Source organism: Arthrobacter sp. H5, from assembly GCF_000520595.1.
In the GTDB taxonomy this organism is placed as follows: Bacteria; Actinomycetota; Actinomycetes; order Actinomycetales; family Micrococcaceae; genus Arthrobacter_D.
In genome coordinates this window covers 49,571-56,294 of sequence record NZ_KI914995.1, presented here as the reverse complement: position 1 = coordinate 56,294, position 6,724 = coordinate 49,571, and the positions used below count along the sequence as shown (strand labels likewise).

At 62.2% G+C, this 6,724-nt stretch carries 8 protein-coding genes and 1 pseudogene; 2 read left to right on the top strand and 7 right to left on the bottom strand.

The features are described from left to right. Positions 1-187, top strand: a 187-nt coding sequence (locus Y708_RS0111405) for a sortase domain-containing protein (protein WP_028280036.1), incomplete at its 5' end; no start/stop codon positions are given. A gap of 47 nt (positions 188-234) precedes the next feature. On the opposite strand, the gene Y708_RS0111400 is transcribed toward Y708_RS0111405, so the two are convergent. From Y708_RS0111400 to Y708_RS28390, 5 genes and pseudogenes are all read right to left on the bottom strand, one after another. Next, positions 235-555, bottom strand: a complete 321-nt coding sequence (locus Y708_RS0111400) for a hypothetical protein (RefSeq protein WP_155853826.1) — start codon at positions 553-555, stop codon at positions 235-237. A 710-nt stretch (positions 556-1,265) separates the two neighbouring features. After that, positions 1,266-1,958, bottom strand: a complete 693-nt coding sequence (locus tag Y708_RS0111395; RefSeq protein WP_028280034.1) for an LmeA family phospholipid-binding protein — start codon at positions 1,956-1,958, stop codon at positions 1,266-1,268. Between the two features lie 584 nt (positions 1,959-2,542). Continuing rightward, positions 2,543-2,980 carry an SRPBCC family protein gene (locus tag Y708_RS0111390; protein ID WP_081746716.1) on the bottom strand — a complete coding sequence of 146 codons (438 nt, stop codon included), beginning with the start codon at positions 2,978-2,980 and terminating at the stop codon, positions 2,543-2,545. Positions 2,981-3,026: 46 nt separating this feature from the next. Then, on the bottom strand, positions 3,027-3,221 hold the full coding sequence (locus tag Y708_RS28395) for an SOS response-associated peptidase family protein (protein ID WP_155853828.1): 195 nt from the start codon (positions 3,219-3,221) through the stop codon (positions 3,027-3,029). Between the two features lie 586 nt (positions 3,222-3,807). Further along, positions 3,808-4,044, bottom strand: a pseudogene (locus tag Y708_RS28390) (hypothetical protein); the annotation flags it as partial. A 123-nt stretch (positions 4,045-4,167) separates the two neighbouring features. Between Y708_RS28390 and Y708_RS0111380 the strand changes: the two are divergent. After that, positions 4,168-5,064, top strand: coding sequence for a DNA/RNA non-specific endonuclease (locus tag Y708_RS0111380; protein WP_028280031.1), 897 nt, complete (start codon positions 4,168-4,170; stop codon positions 5,062-5,064). Here the strand turns inward: Y708_RS0111380 and xdhC are convergent, their stop codons facing one another. Then, positions 5,065-5,916 carry a xanthine dehydrogenase accessory protein XdhC gene (xdhC, locus tag Y708_RS24485; RefSeq protein WP_051478925.1) on the bottom strand — a complete coding sequence of 284 codons (852 nt, stop codon included), beginning with the start codon at positions 5,914-5,916 and terminating at the stop codon, positions 5,065-5,067. It lies immediately after the preceding gene. Between the two features lies 1 nt (position 5,917). Next, on the bottom strand, positions 5,918-6,724 hold an 807-nt coding region (locus Y708_RS28385), incomplete at its 5' end, for a molybdopterin cofactor-binding domain-containing protein (protein ID WP_155853827.1).

The following is a 6,724-nucleotide window of genomic DNA, read 5'->3' as shown; positions in this document are numbered from 1 at the left end:
AGACGGCACCACAGCAACCTTCGTTGTCGATCGCGGCGAACAATACGCCAAGGATGCGTTTCCCACCCAGACGGTATACGGCAACACCGAAGGATCCCAACTGCGCCTGATCACCTGCGACGGATACGACCCGGACACCGGCGAATTCGACGACAACTACGTCGTCTACGCAAAACTGGCCACCTAAAATTATGAATTCGATAGTCCCTGCTGCTGTCGCGGTCACGGATCGTCTTATGGGGCGTCCTCGATACGCTGAACTTGAAATGTCTGCTCGCTCTGACAAGCCTCGGGTACGTTTCGGATCAGCGTGTCGTTGCGTTCGGCTTCCACCATTCCACCGCCGAATGTAGCCGATGAACCAAGTTCGAGGACCATGTCATCGACTTTGACGGACAGCGGATCGTCGTCTTGGAACGATGCACCTTGGGGGAGCAGCACGGCCCACTCGATGCCCTGCTCATCGACGGTCACAACGCAATTATCGGAGTTCACTGTCAGGGAACCCACGATTCCGGCCTGCATCTCCAACTGACCCTTCGCGAAAGGATTCACAAGCAGAACTTGGCCCTGAGGGCCAGTCTCCACCTGAGCAACAAACGGCTCATTCGAGTCGAACCAAGAGCATCCAGTAAGGCTCAGCGCCCCCAAGGCTGCCACGAGAGCTAAGATTATCGTTGGTCTAACCATCTGCGATGTCATATCTACTCCCAATCGAGTAAACCTCAACCTGAGCCCGGTGCCGAACGTCGGTAGCGAGCGGAGACTGAAATCTCCGGCTAATGACTCCCTATATCTTGCTCGTGGTGTCCAACTTACGCGAGACATCGAGGCTTCGGGGATCGTAGATGAAGAAGATGCTCGGCCAATGCTCCCTCCGACGGCGTCAGTGAATTCACCCCCCCGTTACCCCCCCCGGGCACTCCTGAGTGGCCCCAGATTGGGGACCCCATCCACCGTCTCATTTCGTAGGGGAGTCGCTCGGGAAAACCGGGTCACTTTGAAGTGTCCCGGTGGAGCACGCTCTTACGCACCACCAAGAACGCCGCCAGAACGACCTCGTTCAGGGTCGCTCAGCGTCATGCAGTTCCCTGTATAGCTTTGCAGGATCTGCGGATGCGGCTGGCCATCGGCAAATGGGCACGCCACGTTTCCAGAACGCACGGCCCGTCCGGGTGACGGTAGCGCAACAGGGTAGGCGGCCGTGGTGGCTGCGCTGAGAAGCGGCCAGTTGGAGGTGCACTAGCCGCACAGGGCGGGTGGAGTTACGGGACGAGCTTGACGTCTTCGCCCCGGAGGTTTGCACGGAAGCCGTCGCCCTGGACGGTGACGTCCTGAAGTACGAGGCCGTCGGGCAGGCCCTCGATGTCGTGCTCGATGGTCACGAGCCTGCGCACGACGGCGGCGATGGCGTCGGAGAGGAAGTCCGGCCCACCAACGTCGATCGAGCGTGGCTCGATAACAAGCCTGCCAGCCTCGACCTCGACTGTGCCGGTGGCGACGACGCGCAGTTCGCGGCCCAGTGCCTCGACGGTGCGAATCACCATGGCCTGGCCGCCGTCGGCGGCGCGGACCACGGTCCCGTCACCGAGCTCGTCGGTGACAACCCCGAACGGCACGGTCGCGTCCACGGCGAGCCGCTGAGCGACCAACCCGTCCGGCCCCGTGACCACGTCCTGCCCGACGGCCCGGACATCGCGGAGCATCGAGCCCGCGGTCACCACTGTCCCAGCATCTAGCGCAAGGTCGGCGAACCACACCTCGTCCTCGCGCAGGTCGGCGGGAGGCTCTGTGTTCGGCGGGCCCTCAGCGCCCACCGTCGGCGACGGCACAGGCCCTGCCTCGACCCCGCCGGCCGGATCGCTCACCACCCACCAGAGGATCGCAACCGCGACCCCCAGGACGAGGACCATCCCAGTAGCACCGATCAGCCAGTCCTTAGCACGCGTCCAATCCATTAGGACAGTCTGATGGCTCAGAGTCCGGGAAGCGAGACCCCGAAGCCGGTCACGCTGCAGGGCAGGCTGTTTCATCCGGCTCAAGTTCCTCGAAGGACGGCGGACGGATCAAGTCCCAGTGACCGCCGAAGTTCGGCCCGAGGAGCTGACCCCAGGTGAACAGTCAGGCCGGTTCTAGGAGCAGATGCTCTAACCTAACCACTCTCGCATGTCCGGACTGTGCTCACCCCAGACGGTGATGCAACTCGCTTGCTGTTGTCGCACAATGGGCTCGGGAACCCGGCGATAAGTTACCTACCCGGTTGGCATACACACCTTCTGTACCTTGAAGCTCTGCTTCTAGGTCAGCCCCGGTCCATGGCCGACTTCTGGTCAACATACGACGGGCTTGCCGATCCTAAGGTCGACCAACCGTGGTTCACCGCAGCAGGAGCAGTCGAAGTACCGTGAGACGGCCCCTAACCGTGCACTCCGCTATACCCCTGCGCAGCAACCCGCGGTGTCCGAGATCGAGGCGCGTGCCTCGGTCGGCGGACCGCCGCCAGCCGATCTCGCCCTGGCGGATCCGGCGCGCGGAAGGTCATTCATTTCGCCTCGAGGTATGTCTTGAATTGCTGCAGGTGGTTCCCGTCTTCTTTCCTCATGATGGCGGCGACAATGGGGAGCATCATCTTGCGCAGCCCGCTCGCCTCAAGTTCGCAGATCCAGGTCAGCCGCGTGCCGTTGTCTTCAGGCGACAGGTGACAGTGATACGCCACTTCGATGCCTTCCGCCTCGGTACTGATGCCGACGTGCGTGTTCGGTTGGTAGACGCTCACGAGCAGGTCCGCGCTGGCCTCTTTGCCATTCACGACACGGGTCTGCCGAAACTTGGTTCCCACTGCGATCGGTCCATCGGTGAGTTGCTTGCACTCCTTGATGTTGTCGAGAAACTCTGTTGCGTGGGTCGGATTCGACAGCACCTCGAAGACTTCCGCTGGTGACCTTGCGATGTGTTCATTCAATTCGAAACCGTGCATCATTCTCCCTACTTCTTTCGACGGGCGAGGAAACCTGCGCCTAACGATTCTATTCAGCGGGATTGATCAGCTGCGGTCCGTTGTTGCGCACCGAACCGACTTCCTTGCCCACGACGCGGGGCACCAGGTGAGCTTCGGGTATCGCGTCGATGAGTCCCTGGACGTCGGCCTTGCCGGTGATGCGAGGATCCAGCCAGTCGGCCTGTAGCTCCCCGGGGATGATTAGTGGTGTTCGGTCGTGGATATGGCCAGCGCGTCGGTGGCCGACGCCCCTGCAAGGGAGAACGGCTGCTGCCTCGCCAAGTCACGGACCCAACCACCCCGACTCCGGCTGAGAGTCAGGCCCGCGCCTGAAAGTTGTTCCATCCGCGTACGGCTCCCTGTCCGTCGAAGGCAAACCCGCCTGCACGTCTCTGCTGTCCGGATGCAGCGGTACCGCGGGATGAAACTGCCGGTTCCGCCCACGTTGTGCTGGTTTGATGGCCGGGATTCAGCTGTGCGTGGTTCTGCGCAACGATGCGCTCAGCGCTCTTCGTTTGAACGCTCCATACCCGCCCGCAAGTCTGTGCGAGGCACCTCATTGATCCATTCATTGCCAGTTCCCCCTGGTTTGATCTGTGTACTTCAGCCTAGGAACGAAACTTCAAGATTTCGGAATGGTGTGGTGAAGTTTCAAGCAAACTTCTAGGCACAAGAATTGCGCTCTTTACCCAATGGCCACCGACACTTTGAAGGAACGACGGCAGGGGCTTGGCCACAGTGTCTAGCGTCGCGGATGCAAGTTTCACCCTCGCCAGCGTGGCAGCCGCCGTCGTACTCATTCCCACTGCTCATGAACGCGAGGGTGTTGGCGCAGGCACCCGGTCTGTGGGAACCTCTTCCCTCCCGGCTGCGGCATCCCTGAGGGTTGCACCCTCTACATCGACATCGGGCAGAATCCTGTCGAGCCAGCGCGGGAGCCACCACGCGGATCGGCCGAGTAGATGCATGGCGGCGGGCACGATGGTCATCCGCACGAGAAACGCGTCCACGAGCACCCCGAAAGCGAGCCCGAAGCCGATCGGTCGCGCCGTGGTGTCGTGGTGTCGTGGTGTCGTGGGAGAAGATATCGGGAACCGCTCACGCCACCCGGATGGACCGCGTAACGACACGTTAACCGGTGAGCCTTCTTGTGGTGGTACGTTCCGCAGATGGATACATCCCTGCCTGAACCACAATCCCTCACAGCCAACGACCTTTCTGATCGCACAGGTTTCGACGAGCAGTTTCTTGGACTCAACGTATCGTTACCTACCTTCGACGGCGCCGAAACGGCTCTACTGCCGTACACGCACTTTTCGGTCCTGATGCGTTTGGACAAACGCCTGGCGGCCATCACAGGGCTCGGCATTGACGGCGGAAGACTCATGAATCTGGACCGGTCCGGCATCAACTGGCGGCTCGATCCAAGGCTGACCGAGACTCTGCAAACCGGTGAACGTCTCTATGCCCGTAACGACATTGACCGCGGACATTTGGTGCGCCGCGCGTCAGCGGTCTGGGGCAGTACTCGTGCCGAGGCAGCGCAGGCGAACGAGGACACGTTTTTCTACACAAATGCAGCCCCGCAGGCGGCGATGTTCAATCAGAGTCTTGAGCTGTGGCTCGGTCTGGAGTCCTACCTGCTCGAAAATGCAGCAGACTACGGGCGGCGGTTGATTGTATTTACAGGGCCGATCTTCAGCGACATCGACCCGGTGTACCGGGGCACGGAAATCCCGCTCCAGTACTTCAAGGTTGCTGTCTTCCTCGTTGACGGTGCGCTGGCCGCAACCGGATATGTGGTGGATCAGACTCCACAGCTCGGCGATCTGCCGGATCTTCCCCTACCCGGCAGCGTCGAAGAAGCTCCCCCGCTAGGCCCGTTCCGCACTTTCCAGGTACCCATCCGGGACATTGCCGCTCTTACCGGGCTGGACCTGACCCAGCTAATGGGCTTTGACCGGATGCCGATCGCCACCGCCCTGCCATCCGCTGAGACGGCCGCTGCCTGGCGCGAGCTGACGAGTACAAAGAGCCTTGACCTGGATTTTGAGCTGCGGGATTGATTAGCCCATGTCCGCCAGTGACCGCACGAATTTCTCCTGGCTGGCCCCCTGTGGAGTCCCGGACGGAAGGGCCCTCAACACCTCTGCCGCCACGCTGATCGCGATCACCGCTGGAGCCTTGCCGGCGATACCCGGGAGGCCGATCGGGCATTTGATTCCGTCGATTGCCGCCACGGCGTGCCCTTCGGCCAGCAGTTTCTGACGGAACCTGGACCACTTGGCGCTGGAACCGATCAGGCCAACGGACGCCAGATCTCCCCTGCGCAGGGCAGCGTCGCAGAGCAGAAAGTCCTCAGCGTGATCGTGGCTCATGATGTACACGTGCGAGCCCGGCGGAAGCTCCGCCAACGCAGAATCGGGGACCGGGGTGTGGACAGGATGGACTTCGGCTACACCAGCGGTCACCTCAGCCAGACGATCCACGGAAACCTGCTCCGCCCGGCTGTCCACCAGGTACAGGTGAAGGGGCAACCGGCACAGGATTCGGCCCAGCTCAAACCCAACGTGCCCGACGCCGAACACCGCCACAGTGGGCCGGGACAGAAATGGCTCAAGGAGAACGCGGACCTTCCCTCCACAGCATTGCCGTCCATGCTGCGTTACCGCGTGCTCGCTCAGCGAAAATTCCGCGCTCTCCAGGACGGCGATACCCTCAGCCATCATGGCCCGTGCACGGTCCACCACCGTCGCTTCCAAGTTGCCGCCACCAACGCTCCCCCACGTTGCATCGGCACCGACCAGCATCTTTGCTCCGGCCTCCCGCGGCGCATGCCCCCGCACCTCTGTCACCGTGGTCAGGACACCGGGCAAGCCAGCCGATCGCAGATCCTGGAGAGCTCCCAGCCAGTCCATGTCAACGTCCGACGGCGGATACGGGGACAGCGGCCAGCCGCGCGTCGTCGTCGTTCGCGGAAGATGACGACGACGCGCCCCGCGCGCCCTCGATCGCCCAGTACACGGCCTCCGGCGTGGCCGGGCTCCCCAGCTCGACGGAAACACCACCCGGCCCAAACGCGGCGACAGCTTCCCGCAGAGCTTCCCGAACACTAAACGCCAGCATTAACGGCGGCTCACCCACCGCTTTTGACCCGTAAACGACTCCGCTTTCCGTGGCGCGCTCAAACAGGTGCACATTGAACTCCTCCGGCATCTCGGAGAAGCTTGGCAGTTTGTAGGTGCTCGCGGACGCGGTGGTGATCCGCCCGCGGGAGTCGCCGGAAGATTCGTCCCAACGCATCTCCTCCAAGGTCAACCAGCCCGCGCCCTGCACAAATCCGCCCTCAATCTGGCCAATGTCCACCAGCGGTGACAGGCTGTCGCCGACGTCGTGCACTATGTCCGTACGCAGCTGACGGTACGCGCCGGTGAAGCCATCCACTTCCACCTCGGCGACCGCGGCCCCATAACTGAAGTACTTGAACGGCTCCCCCTGCATCCGCGAGCTGTCCCAGTGCAGCCCCTCGGTCCGGTAGTACCCCGCGGCCCACAGTTGAACGCGCTGAAAGTATGCATCGCGGACCAGATCCGTAAAGGCAATATCGCGGTCGTGGAACCCGATGCCGGTCACCTGGCCACTGGCGAACCTGACGTCGTCCGGGTGAATGTTCAGCGTGCGGGCAGCAACCTCCGCGAGCCGGGAGCTGATCTGTTCGCACGCGTT